The sequence below is a fragment of the Pantanalinema rosaneae CENA516 genome, from assembly GCF_050753385.1.
Taxonomy (GTDB): Bacteria; Cyanobacteriota; Cyanobacteriia; order Leptolyngbyales; family Leptolyngbyaceae; genus Pantanalinema; species Pantanalinema rosaneae.
The window spans coordinates 26,199-45,705 of record NZ_JBLZFZ010000017.1 but is presented as its reverse complement, the minus strand read 5'-3'; the positions used below and the strand labels follow the sequence as shown (position 1 = coordinate 45,705).

Annotated in this window: 20 protein-coding genes; 8 read left to right on the top strand and 12 right to left on the bottom strand. The window is 50.8% G+C overall.

The features are described from left to right. Window positions 1-98: 98 nt before the first annotated feature. The 4 genes from ACN4EK_RS12140 to ACN4EK_RS12125 all read right to left on the bottom strand — a co-directional run bounded on the left by ACN4EK_RS12140 (window position 99) and on the right by ACN4EK_RS12125 (window position 4,668). The gene (locus ACN4EK_RS12140) at window positions 99-1,097 is read right to left on the bottom strand and encodes a BMP family protein (protein ID WP_431658152.1); all 999 of its coding nucleotides are present in this window, start codon (window positions 1,095-1,097) and stop codon (window positions 99-101) included. A gap of 120 nt (window positions 1,098-1,217) precedes the next feature. Further along, a complete protein-coding gene (locus tag ACN4EK_RS12135) occupies window positions 1,218-2,522 on the bottom strand; it encodes an acetamidase/formamidase family protein (protein WP_431658151.1) in 1,305 nt (434 codons plus the stop codon). A 291-nt stretch (window positions 2,523-2,813) separates the two neighbouring features. Continuing rightward, window positions 2,814-3,602 (bottom strand): ABC transporter permease, encoded by a 789-nt coding sequence (locus tag ACN4EK_RS12130; protein ID WP_431658150.1) that lies wholly within the window; start codon window positions 3,600-3,602, stop codon window positions 2,814-2,816. An 82-nt stretch (window positions 3,603-3,684) separates the two neighbouring features. After that, window positions 3,685-4,668 carry an ABC transporter ATP-binding protein gene (locus ACN4EK_RS12125; RefSeq protein WP_431658149.1) on the bottom strand — a complete coding sequence of 328 codons (984 nt, stop codon included), beginning with the start codon at window positions 4,666-4,668 and terminating at the stop codon, window positions 3,685-3,687. Window positions 4,669-4,855: 187 nt separating this feature from the next. On the opposite strand from ACN4EK_RS12125, the gene ACN4EK_RS12120 reads away from it, so the two are divergent. Next, on the top strand, window positions 4,856-5,635 hold the full coding sequence (locus ACN4EK_RS12120) for an SIMPL domain-containing protein (RefSeq protein ID WP_431658148.1): 780 nt from the start codon (window positions 4,856-4,858) through the stop codon (window positions 5,633-5,635). Here ACN4EK_RS12120 and ACN4EK_RS12115 read toward each other — a convergent pair. Beyond that, window positions 5,632-6,000 (bottom strand): single-stranded DNA-binding protein, encoded by a 369-nt coding sequence (locus ACN4EK_RS12115; RefSeq protein ID WP_431658146.1) that lies wholly within the window; start codon window positions 5,998-6,000, stop codon window positions 5,632-5,634. The two genes, ACN4EK_RS12120 and ACN4EK_RS12115, sit on opposite strands and share 4 nt — an antisense overlap. Before the next feature lie 502 nt (window positions 6,001-6,502). On the opposite strand from ACN4EK_RS12115, the gene ACN4EK_RS12110 reads away from it, so the two are divergent. The 5 genes from ACN4EK_RS12110 to ACN4EK_RS12090 all read left to right on the top strand — a co-directional run bounded on the left by ACN4EK_RS12110 (window position 6,503) and on the right by ACN4EK_RS12090 (window position 10,563). Further along, the gene (locus ACN4EK_RS12110; RefSeq protein WP_431658145.1) at window positions 6,503-7,504 is read left to right on the top strand and encodes a rod shape-determining protein; all 1,002 of its coding nucleotides are present in this window, start codon (window positions 6,503-6,505) and stop codon (window positions 7,502-7,504) included. A 138-nt stretch (window positions 7,505-7,642) separates the two neighbouring features. Then, window positions 7,643-8,419 (top strand): rod shape-determining protein MreC, encoded by a 777-nt coding sequence (mreC, locus tag ACN4EK_RS12105; RefSeq protein ID WP_431658144.1) that lies wholly within the window; start codon window positions 7,643-7,645, stop codon window positions 8,417-8,419. Beyond that, on the top strand, window positions 8,419-8,976 hold the full coding sequence (gene mreD / locus ACN4EK_RS12100) for a rod shape-determining protein MreD (protein ID WP_431658143.1): 558 nt from the start codon (window positions 8,419-8,421) through the stop codon (window positions 8,974-8,976). Before mreC ends, mreD begins: the two co-directional genes overlap by 1 nt. Window positions 8,977-9,086: 110 nt before the next feature. Further along, window positions 9,087-9,908, top strand: coding sequence for a radical SAM protein (locus ACN4EK_RS12095; protein ID WP_431658142.1), 822 nt, complete (start codon window positions 9,087-9,089; stop codon window positions 9,906-9,908). A 13-nt stretch (window positions 9,909-9,921) separates the two neighbouring features. After that, window positions 9,922-10,563, top strand: a complete 642-nt coding sequence (locus ACN4EK_RS12090; RefSeq protein WP_431658141.1) for a 4Fe-4S single cluster domain-containing protein — start codon at window positions 9,922-9,924, stop codon at window positions 10,561-10,563. Here ACN4EK_RS12090 and ACN4EK_RS12085 read toward each other — a convergent pair. Beyond that, window positions 10,560-10,847, bottom strand: coding sequence for a (2Fe-2S) ferredoxin domain-containing protein (locus ACN4EK_RS12085; protein ID WP_431658139.1), 288 nt, complete (start codon window positions 10,845-10,847; stop codon window positions 10,560-10,562). The two genes, ACN4EK_RS12090 and ACN4EK_RS12085, sit on opposite strands and share 4 nt — an antisense overlap. A gap of 8 nt (window positions 10,848-10,855) precedes the next feature. Beyond that, complete coding sequence (locus tag ACN4EK_RS12080; protein WP_431658138.1) at window positions 10,856-12,001, bottom strand: CobW family GTP-binding protein; 1,146 nt, start codon at window positions 11,999-12,001, stop codon at window positions 10,856-10,858. Between the two features lie 125 nt (window positions 12,002-12,126). Here ACN4EK_RS12080 and cysS point away from each other — a divergent pair, with 125 nt between their 5' ends. Both cysS and ACN4EK_RS12070 read left to right on the top strand, forming a co-directional pair. Continuing rightward, window positions 12,127-13,590 carry a cysteine--tRNA ligase gene (gene cysS, locus ACN4EK_RS12075; protein ID WP_431658137.1) on the top strand — a complete coding sequence of 488 codons (1,464 nt, stop codon included), beginning with the start codon at window positions 12,127-12,129 and terminating at the stop codon, window positions 13,588-13,590. A 63-nt stretch (window positions 13,591-13,653) separates the two neighbouring features. After that, on the top strand, window positions 13,654-14,823 hold the full coding sequence (locus tag ACN4EK_RS12070) for an AI-2E family transporter (protein WP_431658136.1): 1,170 nt from the start codon (window positions 13,654-13,656) through the stop codon (window positions 14,821-14,823). Between the two features lie 50 nt (window positions 14,824-14,873). On the opposite strand, the gene ACN4EK_RS12065 is transcribed toward ACN4EK_RS12070, so the two are convergent. The 5 genes from ACN4EK_RS12065 to ACN4EK_RS12045 form a co-directional block, all read right to left on the bottom strand. Next, complete coding sequence (locus ACN4EK_RS12065; protein ID WP_431658135.1) at window positions 14,874-15,794, bottom strand: branched-chain amino acid transaminase; 921 nt, start codon at window positions 15,792-15,794, stop codon at window positions 14,874-14,876. A gap of 156 nt (window positions 15,795-15,950) precedes the next feature. Next, window positions 15,951-16,367: a hypothetical protein gene (locus tag ACN4EK_RS12060; protein WP_431658134.1), complete on the bottom strand. Its 417-nt coding sequence runs from the start codon at window positions 16,365-16,367 to the stop codon at window positions 15,951-15,953. Window positions 16,368-16,460: 93 nt separating this feature from the next. Then, window positions 16,461-17,339, bottom strand: coding sequence for an ABC transporter permease (locus ACN4EK_RS12055; protein ID WP_431658133.1), 879 nt, complete (start codon window positions 17,337-17,339; stop codon window positions 16,461-16,463). 4 nt (window positions 17,340-17,343) lie between these two features. Next, complete coding sequence (locus tag ACN4EK_RS12050) at window positions 17,344-18,363, bottom strand: ABC transporter ATP-binding protein (protein ID WP_431658131.1); 1,020 nt, start codon at window positions 18,361-18,363, stop codon at window positions 17,344-17,346. Window positions 18,364-18,513: 150 nt separating this feature from the next. Continuing rightward, window positions 18,514-19,500, bottom strand: coding sequence for a heme o synthase (locus ACN4EK_RS12045; RefSeq protein WP_431658130.1), 987 nt, complete (start codon window positions 19,498-19,500; stop codon window positions 18,514-18,516). Window positions 19,501-19,507: the final 7 nt, after the last annotated feature.

The window sequence follows — 19,507 nt, the reverse complement described above, 5'->3', positions numbered from 1 at the left end:
TCTCCTTCTGCAACGCATTGAACTGACAAGCAGACCAACAAACCGTAGTATCGATCAAGCTGAGAGCCTTGATAAAAGCTGCATTGCCCGACGCTGACTTATAGTGAAACGTCAATTTTTCCAGTCAGAATATCGGTTTTGATCTGGTTAACAGTATCTTCTTCCTCTGAGGTTAGTGTGCCCCGAAAGGCTGCCAGATCTTGTACCCCTTCCCGCAAGCCAAATTTGTATTGTTTGCCTTCCCAGCGTCCCTGGCGGACTAAGGTTGCCCCGTGTAGCAATAATTCTGGTACTCGTTGAATGCCGCTGGTGATCACGGTACCCGGAGCCAGGTTATAGCAATCCTTGACCCAGCCGATCGTGTAAATCTGTCGTTCCTTTGCCAGTTGATGAATGGCTGTACTGGTCTGTTCGGCACGTACCAGCAGCACATCACTACCTGCCTGAATTTCGGCTTGTGCCATAATTTTGGCGATCGCTGGATCGGCAGTCTGTCCTAACCAGCGGATGCTGACTTGCATATCGGGTCGCATGGCTTTAGCGCCGCGTTCAAATAAAACAGCCACTTCCCGGGCGGCTGCCGATTCTACACCGCCGATAAACGAGATTTTATGGGTTTTCGATTTGAGTGCTGCGATCGTGCCGGATAAATACCCTAATTCACCATTTCTAAAGGACAAACTGCCAAAATTGAAATTGTTACCAGAATAGGAGTCCAGCACAGCGAACTTAGTGCGAGGAAACTGCTTGGCGATCGCTTCTAAGGCTGGAATATAGTCTCCACTTTGACCTAAAACAAAATCAAACCCCTGTTCCGCATATTGCCGGAAGGTATTCTCCAGTTGGGGTGTGGATTGTCCAGCAGATCCGCTCGTGTAAGCACTTTCAGCAATTAATTGTTTTTCGATCAGTTGCAAGCCTTGGTGGGTGGACTGCCCCCAGCTCTGATCGTTAATTTCCCCCGGCAGAATGGCGGCAACTTTGAAATTACCGGCAACTTGCCGATCCTGTTCGCCACCGATACCGCTACAACTGACCATCGCACCGGTCAGAACTGCCAAAATCAAATATTTCGTGAGAGCTATAGGGTTTGCCATGCCAGCCTTAGGCGAAACAATAATAACGGAGCTGGATGACTTGACTCTAGGTGGATTAAAAAGAACTTACATCAGCAATTTTCGGGAATTTCCGTAGCGGCTAGATGACCCGTATGGGTGTTATCCAGAATAGGAACTGGGTAGGAAGATATTTTTGGGCAGTGCCGCATGGCATCCCTGACGGATATCCACCACCTGAGTCACTGTAAAATCAACTCCGGTAGAAATAATGCTATAAGCCTCATCCGCACTAATCTTTTTCTTGGTTTGAAGAAAATCAATCATTTGTTCGGCACTTTGCCGCATCGCTTTATTCAAATCCTCATTAAACCCGTGGGTAATCCAGTGGGACTCGGTTTCCAGGAGGGGGTTGGTGATTGGAAAGTCTTTGAGAATGAAGATTTGCAAAAAAGCATTGAGTGACGCTTCGATCGCAGTGCCATTCAGTTCCGCATCTCCTTGTGCCATGTGGGGATCCCCGACAAAGAAGTTGGCTCCCTTGTTAAACACGGGATAGTACATGGTAGCTCCCGCCCCAATCCGCCAGTTGTCGATATTGCCACCGAAGGGCCCGGGCGGAATACTGTTGATCCGACCACTTTCTGCCGGAGCCACGCCCATCACACCAAAATGGGGGCGCATGGGAATGGCAACTCTGGCTTTGAACGGTTGACGGGCGGATTGATCGGGTTCAGTAATAAACCCAGGTTTGTTGTAGAGGGGTAGCCCCTTGAAGTCGTAGCCAAAGATGGGTTGTGCCCACCCGGCTAACGAATCCAGTCGGTAAATCGTGACCCGTTCTTTTTTGAAGGTGTTGTATAAGTAGCCCCAGTGGGCGGCGGCATTGCTGCCATAGGGTAAGCGTGGCTGGGTGTTGAGAATCCGTACCATCAAGGTATCGCCCGGTTCTGCGCCTTTAACGGCGATCGGTCCGGTCATGATATGTACCCCAGGGCCGCGATCAGTCAATTTGTCATAAACTTCCCGAACCCCATCGTCCATGAGTAAATCGGGGGCATCCCCAGCATGGTGGGTGAGAGCTTCCACGTAAACAATATCCCCGGATTCGATCGTCAAAATCGGGGGCAACGTTTTATCAAAAAAGCCCCAAAAGCAGGTTTTGGAGGTGGCTTTTAAGGTATGAAAATTACCCGCACTACGGATGGCTTCTCCGATCACAGGCATTTCTTGTTTGGCTGCTTCGCGATCGCGGGAGATACCTTGAGTACAGCTTGTGGTGATTGCCGCTAAGGCTCCGGCGGAGGCGAGAAAGGCACGACGCGATTGGCGGGAGAGGTACTGAGGATGCTCGTCTAAAAACTGCTCACCTGCCTGGGGATCGGCTTCAGATGGGGAGGCAGGATCGGGCGGAGGGGGGCTATGGGAGGAGCAAGGTTCCGAATGATGATGCTCATGGTCTGCCATAGGGATGCTGCGGAATATAGATCATCAATGATGACTGTCCCATACTCACCCAAAATCGAGCGATCGCTGTAACAATTCCACGAAAAATGTTTTCTAAAACAATCTGATAATCATTCTCTGCAAAGCTTCCTTACTACTTGTAACTAAACGTAAAAGCTCACTCAGTTAGCTTGACTAGCTTCATCCTTTATTCCGGGTTCAAGCCGCAGAGTAAGTGTAGAAAAATACACAGTATTTTAGAGTTTTATCCCCGATCGAGGTGGGCTTAATTAGCAGAGCTACTCTAACCAATTATGCCCCCATCCCGGAATATTGCCGCAGTCCTTTTTGCCACAACCAGCGACAGATTAGGAGAAATACAATGCCCCAACCGAGCATCACCAGGATGCCACGCCCAAAATTAACGGGTAAACCCACAATTAAACTGGCAGGGAAATAGATCATGTAGGGAAATGGTGTCCACAACACAATCTCTCGCATTAAGGGAGGAAATTCTTCTAAGGGGGCAACAATTCCAGACAGGAATAAATAGAACAAAAATGAAAACTGTTCTAAGGCACTGGCTCGCTCAGTCCAAAAGGCAAACATAGATAGGGTATATTGCATCAGAAACCGCAGCCCAAACGCTAATATGACGGCGATCGTAAAGCTGATTAAATTACCGAATGTGGGCAGCCAAAAGGCACTGGGATAGAGCCAGAAGAATAGCGCCAGTAAGCCGAAGGCAAAGGGTAGACGGGCAAAGCGTTCCGCAAAGTGAGAGGCGAAATGATGCCAGAACGGATTTAAAGGTTGCAGCAGGCGAAAGGACAATTTACCTTCGACAATTTCCCGTTCAAATTCCCAAATTACCCAAACGACTGTGAATTGTCGCACCATAAACACGGCAATAAAATATCGGGCAAAGTCGATCGCACTTAAGCCGAACTGTCCACTTTGGGCAGCTTGTGTCCAAATCCCCATCAAAATAATTGGCAGTGATCCAGACAGCACCCAAAACAGCAGTTCTGCGCGGTACTCCAGCATGTAAGCGTAATACACCGACAGAATGGTATGGCTAAGACGAAAAATGCGGTTCATGCGAGGGCACTGAGTGAATGGTTAGGAAAATTTGGCGGGAAGTTTGTTCGTCGGTAACTGGGGTCGTCCCTGGCTGGAGCCACTAGCCTGCCAGTCCTGCCTTCAGCACCCGTCCGATCACTTCCTCGATCGGGGGTTCCGTTACCGCCAAATCGATCACCTCCAAATCCGTCAGAATTTTAGCGACGGTACGGGTCAGCGTTTCTTGCGGCACTAAAAAGCGCACCATCTGTCCTTCGATCGCTTCTATATCGGCATATAATGCCAATTTCTCGGCTGGATAGGACTGGGTAAGTTCGACTTTAACCTCGCGGCAGGGGGCAAAGCGATCGACCAACCCTTCCAGGCTACCGTCATAAATTAACTGACCCTGGTGAATCACCAGCACTCGCTGACACAAGGCGGTAATGTCTGCCATGTAATGGCTGGTGAGTAAAACCGTTGCCCCGAACCGCTGGTTATACTCCCGCAAAAATTCGCGGACACTCACCTGCGCGTTGACATCTAACCCCAGCGTTGGCTCATCCAGAAACAACACTTGCGGTTGATGCACCAGGGCAGCGAGCAATTCGGCTTTCATGCGTTCACCCAGCGATAACTTACGCACAGGTTGGGTCAGCTTGCCTTCTAACGCCAGCATTTCTGTCAGTTCACTCACCTGTTGCTGAAATTGTCGATCGGGAATGTTATACACGGCGGCATTAATCCGCAACGAGTCCAGGGCGGGCAAATCCCAAATCAACTGCTGTTTTTGCCCCATCACCAGGGTAATTTTTTTCAGAAATCCGGCTTTGCGCTGAAACGGCGTGTATCCCGCCACATTGACCCGCCCACTGGAGGGATGAATTAACCCCGTCAGCATCTTGAGCGTAGTGGTTTTGCCTGCTCCATTAGCTCCCAGGAACCCCACCACCTCTCCCGGCTCAATCTCAAAGGAAATTGCCTGGACGGCGTTAACGGCTCGATAGGTGCGATGGAAAAAGTGCTGGATAGTGCCCTTCAGTCCCGGCTCTTTCACGGCAACAGGATACACTTTGCTTAAGTTCTCAACCACGATCGCAGACATAGATTTTGGTGGTATCCCTAGAATTTAGCCTGGTTCGATCCTGCCATTTTTTTCTGAAATCAAGTTCTGATCTGAGGGAGATGTTTTGCCGATGTAGCGAAAAGCGTAACCAGCGATCGCTGTCTCCGCCCCAATGACAGAGTAGAAGTATACAGAACTATGAACGACTGCTCTCGTGAGGAGAACTATGAATCACCTTCTACCGAACCCTGAACGCCGCCACGATCGTGCCTTCAAACTATTGGCAGTGGCAGTCGGATGTTTTAGTCTCTTGATCGCATCACCGGGGTTAACAGCACCAAAATTGGCTCCAGATCAAATTGCTCAGATTCGACCAACCCAGGAAAGAATGTTACGAACTATTACCGTCACCGGACGCGGCACTGAAATGGTGGCAACAACCTTGACCCAGGTACGCTTAGGGGTGGAGGCGCAGGGCAAAACTGCCGAAGAGGTACAACAACAGGTGGCTCAGCGATCGACCGCCGTGATCAATCTCCTAAAATCCCGCAATGTCGAGAAATTGGAAACCACTGGCATTAACTTGAGTCCTACCTATCGCTACGACAATGGCACTCAAACCTTAACGGGGTATACGGCTAGCAACATTGTCAGTTTTCGGATTGCCACTAATCAAGCCGGAGCATTGATGGATGAAGCCGTGAAAGCTGGAGCCACCCGGATCGATGGTGTTAGCTTTGTGGCAACGGATGCCGCGATCGCAACGGCTCAAAAAGCGGCATTGCGTGAAGCGACCCAGGAAGCTAGAGCCCAGGCGGAAGCTGTCTTAAGTTCACTGGGGTTTACCGCCCAAGAAATTGTTGGCATTCAGGTGAATGGAGCCTATGCCCCCCCGCCCCGTCCCCTGCCGATGGCAGAGATGGCTAAGCAGGATTTTGCCTCTACTCCGGTAATTGGGGGTGAACAGCAGGTCGATGCCTCGGTAACGCTACAGATTAGTTACTAAAACTCTTCCTGATAAACGTCGCTGCCGGACATACTGGCATCACTATCCCGCTTTGATCCTAATAGTTCCATCCGTTCTACCCGGATCACTGGCTTCGAGCGATTGGCTCCCGTGTTCCGATCGCGCCAGTATTCAAACTTCAGTGATCCGGACACTCCAATCAAACTGCCTTTACGAACATAATTGGCAGCAACCTCAGCCGTGCGCCCCCACAGTTCTAAATTGAACCAATCCGGCTGCTCTTGATTGCGGCTAAATCGATTGACCGCTAGAGTCAAGGTACATACAACACTGCCAGACTCGAAATACTTCACATCGGGTTCTCCGCCGACGCGACCCACCAACGTAACAGAATTCAGGCTCATAATCCTTCCACAAAAACACTAAGATAGGGATATGCTGACGACGCTAACCCAAAAATTGAACTCAATTCTAAAGGAGTTCTAGTTGAATAGACTGGTACAAGTGTACCCTGAAGGCTGGGGACTGGCAACGAATGATCTGTTAGCTGCTTTTATCAAATTAGTCAAGTTTGATAATAAACTTCTAACAATTAAATGGGGTGTCCTGATGTTAGTTTTGCGGTGGTGAATGCTGGTGATAGCTTGATTCAATTCACCTCAGTGGTATCACTGCGATCGTCTACTTGGTCTATCTGGTCAGGGTTTTGGCGGTTGTCGCCAACAAAATTGGGTCATGTCTGTGGCAGAAAACCTGGATCACAGAAAATGGATAACAAGCTAGACTCATGATCGAAAACGTAATAAAATCCAAGCTTGATTCCATTCACGGTTACGCACTGTTCGTTATTACTTTGAGGCATAGGGGCTAGTGGGTCTTTTTAGTCGATTCTCTCTTTCACGGGACATGGGTATTGACCTGGGCACGGCAAACACACTAGTTTTCGTGTCTGGGAAAGGTATTGTGCTTCAGGAGCCTTCGGTAGTCGCGATCGACCAGGATGAAAAAGTGCCCCTGGCAGTCGGAGAAGATGCCAAACGCATGTTAGGTCGGACTCCCGGTAATGTCGTAGCACTGCGACCGTTGCGGGATGGGGTAATCGCCGACTTTGATACCGCTGAAATGATGCTGAAGCACTTCATTGCTCGGGTGAATGAAGGCAAAACGCTGGTAGCCCCCCGGATTGTGATTGGGATTCCGAGCGGGGTAACTGGGGTAGAACGACGGGCGGTGATGGATGCGGCGGCTCAAGCAGGGGCTCGGGATGTCTATCTGATTGATGAGCCGGTGGCGGCTGCGATCGGGGCGGGTCTACCCGTGGCTGAACCCACAGGCAACATGATCATTGATATTGGGGGTGGAACCACGGAAGTGGCTGTCCTGAGTTTGCAAGGTACCGTATTGAGCGAATCGGTTCGGGTAGCGGGAGACGAACTGAGCGAATCGATTTCGCAATACATGAAGAAAGTGCATAACCTGGTGATTGGGGAACGTACCGCCGAAGAAATTAAGATTATGATCGGTTCCGCCTATCCGATCGACGACGATGCTCAGATGGAAGTACGGGGTCTGCACTTGTTGTCTGGGTTGCCCCGTACCGTCTCAGTCAAGAGTGCCGAAATCCGTGAAAGTATGGCAGAACCGCTAGCCGTGATTGTGGATGCCGTGAAACGTACCCTGGAACGGACTCCTCCCGAACTGGCAGCAGATATTATCGATCGCGGTATTATGCTGGCAGGGGGTGGGGCACTGCTGAAAGGACTGGATACCCTGATCAGCCATGAAACGGGTATTGTCGTGCATGTGGCGGCTGATCCTCTCAGTTGTGTGGTTTTAGGCACAGGTCGTGTTCTCGAAAACTTCAAGCAAATGGAGCGGGTCTTCAGCGGCCGTTCTCGCCATTTCTAGCCCCCATTTCAGGAGCGATCGCTCCGATCGACAGTTCTTGTTGAGGATCATTAATCACGGTTGATGGCAACCTGATTCGCTGAAGATCGCTCAATTGCCACCTTGCTTGTCTCCAAACCCAGCTACCCTTCTCTTTGAATGTATACACTGCGTCGCTGGTGGGATCGACACCGACTACAGATTGTTTTGGTCAGTCTGGCTCTGGGGGGCGCTTTGCTCCTGCGACAGACCCAAGGCGCTGTTCTATTTGAGGTCTATCAGCTTTTTACTCGCCCGTTTCAAGCCAATCCTGAGAAGCAAACCTTGTTGCTCAACGCCCAGATGGCTGAGTTGCAGCAACGGCTGACGGAAATGGAAAGTCAAAATCAACGACTGAAGGAGCTTTTGGGCTATGTGTCTAAAAACTCCAAATCGGGTGTGGCGGCACCTGTCGTTGGTCGGAGTGCGGATCACTGGTGGCAACACATGATTTTGGGTCGTGGTAGCCAGGATGGGGTGAAGGTGGGCTATATCGTGACGGCTCCGGGGGGGGTGGTAGGGCGTGTAGTCAGTGTTACACCCAATACGAGCCGAGTCTTGCTCTTAAGTGACCCATCCAGTCAGGCGGGGGTGACCGTCAGCCGCAGCCGCTATATGGGCTATATCCGGGGAAAATCTTCTAACCGCGCGGTGATGGAGTTTTTTGATAAAGTGCCTGATGTGCGCCGGGGCGATGTGGTGACCACGTCGGCATTGAGTCAGCTATTTCCGGCGGGCTTGCCGATCGGGCGGATTGAGTCGGTTGATTTGAGTAAAAGTCCCGCCCCAGAAGCGGTTGTAGAATTGTCTACGCCGATGAGTTCTTTGGAGTGGGTGGTAATTTATCCCCATACCCAGTCTTTACCGACTCCCGATGATTCCTCTTCTGAGCCGTGATGTTCAAGCGTAATTTTTTTAGTGTGTTGCGGGATGATCCGACGAAACGGCTACTCCTGAATGGTGCGGTGACAGTAGGCTCAGTGTTACTGTGTTTATTGATCTTGCCGACGCGATTACCGGGAATGGAACTGGCAGGGATCGCCCCTAACTGGTTGCTGATTTGGGTCGTGACCTGGAGTGTCAAGCGCACCGTGTTTCAGGGAGCGATCGCCGGGTTAGTGTTGGGGTTGATTCAAGATGGCATGACTGCCCATGCACCGACCCATATTTTTAGCTTGATGCTGGTGGGGATTCTCACGGCTCGGCTGCGCAAAGAACGTTACTTACAAGAAGATTTTATTTCAGTGGCATTGATCGCGTTTGGCATGGCGGTGCTGGCTGAAACGGTGACGGCGATCCAGTACAGTATTCGCGGCGATCGCTCATTGATTGATATTTGGACGTACCATCAGTTAATTGCTCTCAGTTCCGCCATTCTCAGTAGCCTGTGGGCACCGATTGTCTACTTCCCCCTAAATCGCTGGTGGCAGCGGATCAATGCATTAGAACAGTAGCTCTGCCAGCCTCGCTTTTCCCACTGCTCCCTCTCTCCCTCATAAGTTCCTCACAATTTTAAGTTAGTAACTTGATCAAGGCGTTTCAGGACTTGCACCGGGAGGGAGCATTGTCTTCATCAACTACTTCATATAGTGTCCCGATCGAAGCTTGTCTGAGTCCGGTATATGGACCGGTGGAATCATGGCGGTTTGGGCGATCGCTGGGGATTGATCCAATCGGGTTTACGTCTACCTGTCCGTTTGACTGCGTATACTGCCAGTTAGGTGGCATTGATCAAAAGTCCTGTGACCGTCAGATTTTTGTATCCACCGCTCGAATTTTGTGGGATCTCCAGTTTCATGCGCCCTGGCATCATGTGGATGTAGTCACCCTGAGTGGCAGTGGTGAACCGACTCTGGCGCTTAACCTGGGGACAATTTTGTCGGCGATTAAGGCATTAATTAGCAAGCCGGTGATTGTGCTAACGAATGGCACATTGCTGCATGATCCGGATGTGCGAGCGGAATTGGCGATCGCGGATCAAGTGGTGGTTAAAGTGGATGCGATTTCAGCGGAACAATTTCGCTGGGTGAATCGCCCGCTACCAGAGATGGATTTATTAGAACTGTGGCTAGGGATTGAGGAGTTTCGCCATCAGTATCAGGGGTATCTCGCGATTCAAACGATGATGCTGTCTGCCTGGAGTGACTATAACCAGAGTGAATATATTCGGTTGATGCGGGAATTAGCTCCGAATGAAATTCAACTGAATACTCCCACCCGTCCCCGACCTCTAGGGCATCAAGTCGATGCCCGTAGCAATCAGGTAACGGAATTCTGCTACCCGGTGCAGTCATTTCAGCCAGTCAGTACACAAGTGTTACGGGAATTCGGCGATCGCATTTATCAAGAAACCCAAATTCCTGTGCGTTGGGCGATTAATAGTTAAAGGAGTGCTATCCATGTCAACCCCTAAAGTGAATCCTTATCTGTCCCTCTTAGAGATTCCCCCGGGCTACCTGAATATTATGGGCTATGTGGATGAGTCGGAAGTGAATGGGCCCGGTTGTCGAGCGGTGATTTGGGTACAGGGCTGTTTGCGGGAATGTACCGGGTGCTTTAATCCGGAGTCCTGGTCGTTTGAGATTAAGGAACTGGTGGCAGTGGATACCCTCGTCGATCGCATTCTGGAGAATTCTCGCAATGAGGGAGTCACCTTTTCGGGGGGGGAACCGTTTTGGCAGGCTCCTGCCTTAGCCAGTTTAGCCCGCAAAGTCAAAGCAGCAGGCTTAAACGTTATGTCGTTTACGGGATTTACGTTAGAACAATTGCAAGGTGACTATGCCCCCGCCGGAGCCCAAGACTTACTCGACCAACTCGATATTTTGATTGATGGGGCGTATGTGGAAGCGCTTGCCGTCAACTCACCCGATTCCCCAGTGTCATCAACGAACCAACGAGTGCATGTGTTTAATCCAGCGTTTCAGGATAACATTACCTGGGCAAGTGATCAGGTAGAAATTCATATCCTTAAGGATGGCAGCCGCATTATTACGGGGTACCGGGGACAGTTGCCCGAGGGTGAATTAGAGCGATCGCTTTAAGGACGGGGATGAAAACGAGGATGTAACAGGCGATCGACGGGTTGACCGGCTTGCAAATGTTGAGTGACGATCGCTGAAACATCCTCAGGCTGGACGCGGCAGTACCAGATTTCATCGGGTAATACACGCACCGTGGGCCCCATATTGCATTGTCCCTGACAACCACTGGCAACCACGGTCACCTCAGGAATTGCCTGTAACTGGAATGCTGCCAGCACTTGCTCTGAACCGTTGTTACGGCAGTTAATGTACTGGCAGACGATCACCTGGCGATCGGGATTCACAAGTGATCCTACCGCCCGAATCCTTTACCCCGGTGTTCGGCTGGCAGGGTGAGACAGTGTTCCAGTTGTTCCCGCAGTTTGCTGTGGTCTAAATCCTGACCAATCAGGACTAACTGGTTTTTGGGAGTATCTTTCCACTCGGTATCATCCAGGGAAAACCGCTTGCCGCTGAGGTGAAAGATATGGCGCTTGGGACTTTCTTTGAACCAGAGGATACCCTTTGCCCGAAAGACATTGACCGGCAGTTGGTGATCGAGAAAATGCTGGAATCTCTTAATATCAAAGGGTTTATCGCTCTGGAAGGAAATTGAGGTAAAACCATCATTTTCCAGGTGATTGGAGTGGTGGTGATGGTGGTGATCATGATGGTGGTGGTCATGGTCATGATCGTGAACACACTGCCCATGATCATGATCGCAGGCGAAATGATCATCATGCTCGTGATGGTCATGATCGTGGTGATGGTGATGATCATGATCATCCGCTTCGGCCTCAGTATCAAAATACTGATCTGACTCAAATAGCCCTACACTCAGGAGCATCCCCAAGGGCACTTGCCCTTTCACGGTGCGGAGAATTCTAGCGCCTTCTTTCATATCCCGGATGCGGACTTCCAGCGAATCCAGGACAGCCTCATCAACCAGATCGGCTTTATTCAGCAGAATGATATCTCCGTAGGTAATCTGGCTCAATGCTGCCTGACTGTTGAATAAATCCAGACTAAAGTTTTCGGCATCGACTACGGTAATAATCGAGTCTAGCCGGGTCATATCCCGTAATTCTGTGCCCAAAAATGTCAAGGCGACAGGTAGTGGATCGGCAAGTCCTGTGGTTTCGACCACCAGATAATCTACGGCATCCTTACGCTCCAGAACTTTATAGACAGCATTGACCAGATCATTATTGATCGTGCAGCAAATACAGCCATTACTGAGTTCCACCATGTCGTCTTCGGTGGTGATAATTAACTCATTATCGATGCCAATTTCGCCAAATTCGTTGACTAAAACAGCGGTCTTGACTCCCTGCTGATTGGTCAGAATATGGTTAAGCAGAGTAGTTTTGCCGCTCCCTAAAAAGCCTGTAATGATAGTGACAGGTAAGCCAACCTTGGGAGCTTCCATTGTGGAAGAATCGACTGCTGCTGACTGCATAGCGCGGTTGTCCGAAACGTCAGAGAATATGAGTTGGGAGGGAGTACGATCGCCCCATGAGGGGATATACCTCCTGCATACCCCTACCTTACCATTGCCAATCTGTACTTGGTGCTCCGAATTGTATGACCCTGACTATTTACAACACACTCACCCGCGACAAGAAACCGTTTGAACCGATCGCCGCCGGAACCGTCCGGATGTATTGCTGCGGGGTGACGGTGTACGACTATTGCCATTTGGGTCATGCCCGCTCTTATATCGTTTGGGATACGGTGCGACGTTACCTACAATGGCGCGGCTATCAAGTGCAGTACGTCCAGAACTTTACGGATATTGATGACAAGATTATTCGGCGATCGCAGGAAGAAAATCTGCCCTGGCAGGAGATCACCCGCAAATACATCGAAGCGTATCAGGAAGACATGGGGCGGCTGAATATTTTGCCTGCCGATGCCTATCCCAAAGCTACTGATGTGATTCCCCAAATGATCGAGTTGATTAAAACCTTGATCGATCGCGGCTATGCCTATGCCGTTGCTGGGGATGTTTATTATGCGGTAGAGCGCTTCCCGGACTACGGTAAGTTATCGGGACGGAAGCTAGAGCAAATGGAAGCGGGAGCCAGTGAACGGCTAGAGTCTGAGGCGGTCGCCAAGAAACGCCATCCGTTAGATTTTGCCTTGTGGAAAGCGGCAAAACCCGGTGAACCGGAATGGGATTCGCCCTGGGGTAAAGGTCGTCCGGGCTGGCATATTGAATGCTCGGCAATGGTACGGGAGTGGTTAGGCGATCGCATTGATATTCATTGTGGGGGTGAGGATCTGGTCTTCCCCCATCATGAAAATGAGATTGCTCAATCCGAAGCGGCATTATCCCAACCCTTAGCGAACGTCTGGATGCATAACGGGTTTGTGAAAATTCGCGGCGATAAAATGTCCAAGTCCCTGAAGAATTTCACCACAATTCGCTCATTACTGGAAACCACCGATCCGATGGTGGTGCGGTTGTTTGTCCTGCAAGCCCACTATCGGAGTCCGATCGACTTTACGGAGGAGGCAATTTCGGCGGCGGAAAATGGCTGGAATACGCTGAAGGAAGCTCTGAAATATCGGGTGAACTTTGAACAGTTGCCCGGTTGGTCTGATCTAGATACTCTTGATCAAACAAGTGTTGATCGGTTTAATACCGCGATGGATGATGACTTCAATACTCCCATTGCCATTGCAGTGTTGTTTGAATTAGCCAAGGATTTACGCCGGACAGGCAATGTATTGGTGCATACCGGGCAGTCTGACCTACCCGTTGAACACCTTCAACCAAAATGGCAAACACTCCTGTGTCTTGGTCAGGTACTGGGTCTGGAGGTCAGTAGCGTGTCGGATCCGGAATTGACAGAGGTTAGCAGTGATAGCAGTGTCGCGACTGGTCTGAGTGAAGCCGAGATTGAGGCGTTGATTCAACAACGGCAAGCCGCCCGGAAAGCCAAGAATTTTGCGGAAGGCGATCGCATTCGTAACGAACTGCAAGCCCAGGGAATTACCTTAATCGACCAACCGGGAGGTGAGACTCGTTGGCATCGCCATTAGGGTAGAGCGATAGGGGCTAAAATCTTTCTAGCCCTTCCCCGTTGCCGCTTACTTTTTCTATTTATGTCCGAACAGCGCATTACAATTTCTCTCTCTACCATTGTTAGCGCCCTACTGGCGGTAGTGCTGCTGGTGATGCTCTGGCAACTCCGGGAACTCGTCATTGTGGTGATGGTTTCTGTGGTACTTGCCTCCTCGATCGCCCCGATCGTCGATTGGGCGGAAAACCTTCGCATTCCTCGCTGGCTTGCCGTAGTGACGATTTATCTGGTGTCGATCGGGGGGTTTGTCGGCTTAGGGTTGCTGATTGGGCCCACGGTGGTGCAGCAAACCCAACGCTTGATCAGTAGCCTACCTGCCTATTCCGAAAGTCTGTACCTTTGGCTTCAAGATGTCACCAGTCAGGTGAATACCAGTCAGCCTGATTTATTAGCCAAAATTCTCAATCCCCAGGATTTAACTAACTGGGCAATTCGTTCCAGTCGGCAGGTGGTACTGCGATCGTATGACTTGACCCGAGGAGTCGTTTGGGTGGTCTTTAGCGGCATTCTGGTGTTGCTATTGTCTGCCTACATGGTGACCAGCAGCAAAGTCCTGATCGCCCAACTGGTCGAGCTATTTCCCTATCCCTGGAACGAACGGTTGCTAGAACAGGTGAAGCCCGTGAGCGAACGGATGGGCGGCTTTATCGCCGGACGCGTGATTGTTTCCCTGATCCTAGGGGTGGTAATTACGGTTGGGCTAAAGTTTTTGGGGCTATCAGAGTTTGCCCTGGCACTGGGGGTAATTGCGGGATTTGCCAATTTGGTGCCGTTGGTTGGTCCTGTTGTTGGGGCGATTCCTGCCTTAATTGTGGGGCTAGCTACCGGAGGATTGACCTGGTTATGGGTGCTACTGCTGTTTGTGATTGTGCAAAACCTGGAGGGTAATATTCTCACCCCCCTGGTGATTGGGTCATCAGTTAAGCTGCATCCGCTTTATGTATTTTTAGCCGTGTTGGGTGGCACTCAAGTATTAGGGGTGTTGGGAGCATTGATTGTGCCGCCCTGGATTGCTGGAGCGGGGGTGTTACTAGATAACCTGTATCTACGTCCAAAGCAACTGGCAGAGGCAAGCGTCATTTCTAACCATGCTCCGACTGCCTCCGAGTCCTATGGCGATACCTCTCCACCGGCTAATCCCATCCTGAAGGGAGCGGCTGACAGTGGAAGGAGATATCCTGAGGATCTGTAACCATTCTGAGGGATAGCCTGTTCCCTCGATCGCGCTAACGCTTGCCTGGTCTAGAAGCCCCCAATCTCGATCGGGAAGACCCACTGCCGATAGGTATCGTCGCGGTTTTCGGTAATCGCCGTCAGTTTGGTTTGTAAGGTTTGGGTAATGGGGCGATCGTCTGGCAGGACGTAATTTTCAATCCGTTTTACCGGAGCAATTCTGGCGGCAGTGCCACAGAGAAACACTTCATCGGCAATCAGGAGTTCCGAGTGATCGACGGGACGCTCCTGAATGGGGATACCGAATTCGCGGGCGATCGTCAGCACACTATCCCGGGTAATTCCCTCTAAAATGTCCTGCTCAAATCCCGGTGTAATTAAATTACCATTGCGAACAATAAAGATATTCATCCCCGAGGCTTCGCTGACTTTGCCCTGAGAATTCATCATGATGGCTTCATCAAAGCCGGAGGCGACGGCTTCGGTTTTAGCGAGGGATGAGGTGATGTAAGCGGCACTGATTTTGCCCCGCAACGGAAAACTCCGATCTTCCTGGCGATACCAGGAGCTAATCCGGCAGGATACGCCACCGGGGGGCAGGTAATCCGCCATTTCTAGCCCGTAAATCAAAAAATCTTTTTCAATGTTATGCAAACGGGGAGAGATGCCTAAACCAGAACTGTATACCAACGGACGAATGTAAAACGAGGTGCTGGGTTTGTTCTTTTGCACAAAGTCAACAATCAGATCTTGAATTTGACTGGCAGGTAACTCGTATTGCAACAATTTGGCACTGGCACTTAACCGTTGACAGTGGCGATCAAGGCGAAACAGTAACACTCGTTGGGGATTTTCGGGGTCAGGAATGCCGCGCAACCCACCAAACGCTGCCGTACCGTAGTGTAGAGCATGGGTAGCGACAGAAACTTTAGCCTCTGTAAAGGGCAGAAATTGGTTTTGCAGGTAGGCGATCGGCAGAAAATTTTCCATAGGACAAAAAGGAACTGAAACCAGTAAGCGGTAGGAGGAACGATGCGATCGGGGTGAGAACAGGGCTGAAGATATTAGCCTAATTACCCCGTAATCCTCCAGATTACCACCAATACTGGCTCAATCCCGTGGTCAAATCCAGGCTTTTGCCAGGAGTTAAGGGGTGACAGAACTTGTTCCTTCGCTGCCTTCAGGGGTAGCCCCAGGAATCGGAGTAGTTGTCTCAGACTGAGCCTGCCGCCGTTTGCGGAGTTCTGCCTGTTGTTGCTTACGAAACTCGGTCATGGCGGAATCCAGGTTTTCGCCCTGGTCGGCACTAAACTCGTCAATGCTGCGACCACCCCCCTGCATGGCACGATGGATAAAATCCATCACTCCACTTTGTCCCCCTCGACTGCTAAAGGGGTCAGAGGATTTATCAGGGTTTTGGAAGTCCTGAAGCGGTTGGGGGGTGTTTGGATTTGCCATGACCGGAGAGAGTATGCCCAGGCTGACTCCCATCCCTGCTAGCAGACCGATCGCCAGTAGGGTCGATCGACGGATATCGGTTGATGTGGTTAATTTCATGGTCATCTCAGGTCAACTCCTCCAACCCAACGGTAGGTTCATTATCAATTTAGCGTGTTCTTTAGCCCAGACGAATGCACTCCTGATTTGCTCCCGTAATTAAGCAAACGCTTGGCGTAGCCGAGGTTGGATGCTGAGCAGCGCTACTCCAGCAAATCCCAGTAGCACGAGGAGCGCACTGCCTAAACTGACGGATCCCCAAGGAGCTTGCATGACGATGCTACTGAATGACCAATCGGGATGCAGGTAGACATACCGAATTGGCTCGATCGCATAACTGAGCGGATTCAACGTTGCCACCCATTGCAACCAGGTGGGCATAAAGGAGAGCGGTACTAAAGCGGTGCTGGCAAACAGCAGGGGTAAATTGGTGACAAAAATCACGGCAATCAGTTCAATATGTCCAGCCAGGGAAAATGCCAGCCCTAAACTGAGAGCCGTCACTGCGACCACAAGGAGTAGGACGATCGCGCCCACCAGTAGCAATCCCGGTAAGTTGGGTAATCCGGAACCCAGGGCGGCACCCATCGCAATGATGGCTGTAGTTTGGATCAGGCTCATGACGGTGATGAAAATGGCGGAAGCTAAGACGATCGAATACCGAGAAGTTAGGGGGGCGACTAATAACCGATTCAAAAAGCCAAACTCGCGATCGAACATCACTGGCAGTCCAGCATTCAACGCCCCACCAAAGGCAGTAAAGACGATCACCCCAGCCCCAAGAAACTGCCCATAGCGAATATCAGAGCCAAACAAGTCTTGCGGGGCATTCTGGAACAGGGCACCAAATAAAATCAACCACATTAAGGGTTGAATGATCCCGGCAATCAGGGTAGAAGGACGACGTTGCAATTGAATAAACAGCCGTTTCGTTAGGGCGCTAGTTTCCTGCCAAAACTCACTTAATGGGCTGGCTGGCGCTAACGTGGCATCGGCGATCGTGGGATTTAGCTTGGATGGCGTAACTGTAGTACTCATCGCGTTACCTCATACTCTTTTTCCGCTCGGCTTTTTCGTCCCGGCTCCCGGCTGCCGCAATTTCAGCATCTAACAGGGTACGACCCGTAGCCGCTAAATAAACATCATCCAGACTGGGTCGGGATTGGGCAATGCCAAAGGTGGGTAATCCCGCCGCTTGAAGCGCTTGTTGTACTGTCATCAGGGCATCGCTCTGGGGCTGCACGACTAGATTGAGGGAGTTGCCCTGGGCATGGTTAATGATCACTTCCTGAACCGTTGGCAGGGATTCTAACAACTGCTTGGCTCGTTCAGCTTCGTCCAGGGGCGAGAATTCGCGAATCCGTAGGGTGATACGATCGCCTCCCACCTGATCCTTGAGTTCGGATGGAGTGCCCGCCGCAATCACTACGCCTTGATCGATAATCGCAACTCGGTCTGCCAGGGCATCGACTTCTTCCAAATAGTGGCTAGTCAATAAAACCGTTGTGCCCTCATCCCGGATTTGGCGCAGAAAGTTCCAAACGGCGACCCGACTCTCGATATCCAAGCCAACGGTGGGTTCATCCAGTACCAGCACATCCGGTTGGTGAAGCAATCCAGCCGCTAAGTCCAAGCGTTTACGAATCCCCCCAGAGTACGTGCCACTTTTTTTATCAATATAATCCTCTAACCCCAATCGCTGGATCACCAAATCAATGCGGACTTGAGCGATCGCTTTAGGCAGATGGTATAGAGCCGCTTGCAGTTGTAGCAGTTCGCGTCCGGTCAACACCTTATCGATCGCGACTTCTTGCGCCACATAGCCCAAATGCTGCCGCGCCGATCGGGGATTGTTCAGCACTGAAATTCCGGATACTTCAATTTTTCCCGTGTCGGGTTCTGTCAAGGTACACAGACACCGCAGCGTTGTAGTTTTGCCAGCGCCATTTGGACCCAGTAACCCAAAGATTTCGCCCGGTTCGATCTGTAACGAGACATCTTTGACCGCTTCAACGCTGCCATACCGCTTTTGCAACTTTTCGATCGTCACTGCGGGAGCCATACTTACCCCACCTGATGATACAAATCTCAATCTTTATTCTAGTCTGCCGGGAGGCTTGTCAAGGTTCGATGATCGATGACGATGGCGATAGAAAAGGGCAATCTCTCGCGATCGCCCTTGGGTAAAGGTATTAAGTCCTCAAAAAAGCTGCTAAGCCTGAGTTGGTAGCACAGCACTAATGAGTAGTTGCATATTACTGGCGACCACATCGGTCAGTTGATGTGTCCAGGGGAGGCTGTCTAAGCCCATGCCTGCACAGAGCAGCATCATGTACAGGATCGAGTATTTAAACAACGATCGTGCCACTTGCAAATCTGATGGGGCTTGCATCAGTTGCCACGCTTTTTTGACGAAAATCCCACCGAGGAGTAGCGCAATGCCACAGTAAACTGCCCCCATCACATGCAAGGGATAGACCAGTAATAACGTGACTGGGATCAGAGCCAGGGTGTAGTAGAAAATTTGGCGGGAGGTGGGTTCATCCCCGACGACCACCGGCAACATCGGCACACCGACTTTGGCATAATCTTCCCGAATCATTACCGCCAGTGCCCAGAAATGGGGCGGAGTCCAGAGAAAGATGATGGCGAATAAGACCCAGGCTGCCCAACTGAGTTCTCCAGTTACCGCCGCCCAACCGACTAAGGGCGGAATGGCTCCTGCGGCTCCCCCAATCACAATATTTTGAGTGCTGTGCCGTTTCAGCCAGTGAGTATAAATCAGCACGTAAAATACGATGCCTGACATGGCGAGGCAGGCACTTAGGAGGTTAGCGAAGACGGTGAGTAAGGTAAACGAAATGGTCGCCAGACCGATCGCAAAGAGGAGGGCATCGCGGGGCTGGACTCGTCCGGAGGGTAACGGACGATGACGAGTCCGCTCCATGATGTAATCGATATCGCGATCGTACAAACAATTAATTGTGTTCGCTGATCCAGCCGCAAAGGCACCACTGATCAACGTAATGAGCAGTAACACGGGATCAACCTGTCCTGCCGCCGCTACCCACATGCCGCCTGCGGTAGTAATTAACAGCAGCAAAATAATCCGAGGTTTGGTGAGTTGGTAATAACTCTGGATGACTTGCAGCAGGTTTTCGTGGTGCCGGGGGCTGACAGTCAGGGTTGTTTCTTGCATTCAGTTT

Bases quoted from the DNA above. Each gene is read 5' to 3' on its own strand.
- ACN4EK_RS12110 (WP_431658145.1), top strand. From the start codon at position 6,503: ATGGGTATTGACCTGGGCACGGCAAACACACTAGTTTTCGTGTCTGGG.
- ACN4EK_RS12050 (WP_431658131.1), bottom strand. From the start codon at position 18,363: ATGGCTCCCGCAGTGACGATCGAAAAGTTGCAAAAGCGGTATGGCAGC.
- cysS (WP_431658137.1), top strand. From the start codon at position 12,127: ATGACCCTGACTATTTACAACACACTCACCCGCGACAAGAAACCGTTT.
- ACN4EK_RS12070 (WP_431658136.1), top strand. From the start codon at position 13,654: ATGTCCGAACAGCGCATTACAATTTCTCTCTCTACCATTGTTAGCGCC.
- ACN4EK_RS12055 (WP_431658133.1), bottom strand. From the start codon at position 17,339: ATGAGTACTACAGTTACGCCATCCAAGCTAAATCCCACGATCGCCGAT.
- ACN4EK_RS12140 (WP_431658152.1), bottom strand. From the start codon at position 1,097: ATGGCAAACCCTATAGCTCTCACGAAATATTTGATTTTGGCAGTTCTG.
- ACN4EK_RS12120 (WP_431658148.1), top strand. From the start codon at position 4,856: ATGAATCACCTTCTACCGAACCCTGAACGCCGCCACGATCGTGCCTTC.
- ACN4EK_RS12125 (WP_431658149.1), bottom strand. From the start codon at position 4,668: ATGTCTGCGATCGTGGTTGAGAACTTAAGCAAAGTGTATCCTGTTGCC.
- ACN4EK_RS12045 (WP_431658130.1), bottom strand. From the start codon at position 19,500: ATGCAAGAAACAACCCTGACTGTCAGCCCCCGGCACCACGAAAACCTG.
- ACN4EK_RS12130 (WP_431658150.1), bottom strand. From the start codon at position 3,602: ATGAACCGCATTTTTCGTCTTAGCCATACCATTCTGTCGGTGTATTAC.
- ACN4EK_RS12135 (WP_431658151.1), bottom strand. From the start codon at position 2,522: ATGGCAGACCATGAGCATCATCATTCGGAACCTTGCTCCTCCCATAGC.
- ACN4EK_RS12060 (WP_431658134.1), bottom strand. From the start codon at position 16,367: ATGACCATGAAATTAACCACATCAACCGATATCCGTCGATCGACCCTA.
- mreC (WP_431658144.1), top strand. From the start codon at position 7,643: ATGTATACACTGCGTCGCTGGTGGGATCGACACCGACTACAGATTGTT.
- ACN4EK_RS12090 (WP_431658141.1), top strand. From the start codon at position 9,922: ATGTCAACCCCTAAAGTGAATCCTTATCTGTCCCTCTTAGAGATTCCC.
- ACN4EK_RS12080 (WP_431658138.1), bottom strand. From the start codon at position 12,001: ATGCAGTCAGCAGCAGTCGATTCTTCCACAATGGAAGCTCCCAAGGTT.
- ACN4EK_RS12115 (WP_431658146.1), bottom strand. From the start codon at position 6,000: ATGAGCCTGAATTCTGTTACGTTGGTGGGTCGCGTCGGCGGAGAACCC.
- mreD (WP_431658143.1), top strand. From the start codon at position 8,419: ATGTTCAAGCGTAATTTTTTTAGTGTGTTGCGGGATGATCCGACGAAA.
- ACN4EK_RS12065 (WP_431658135.1), bottom strand. From the start codon at position 15,794: ATGGAAAATTTTCTGCCGATCGCCTACCTGCAAAACCAATTTCTGCCC.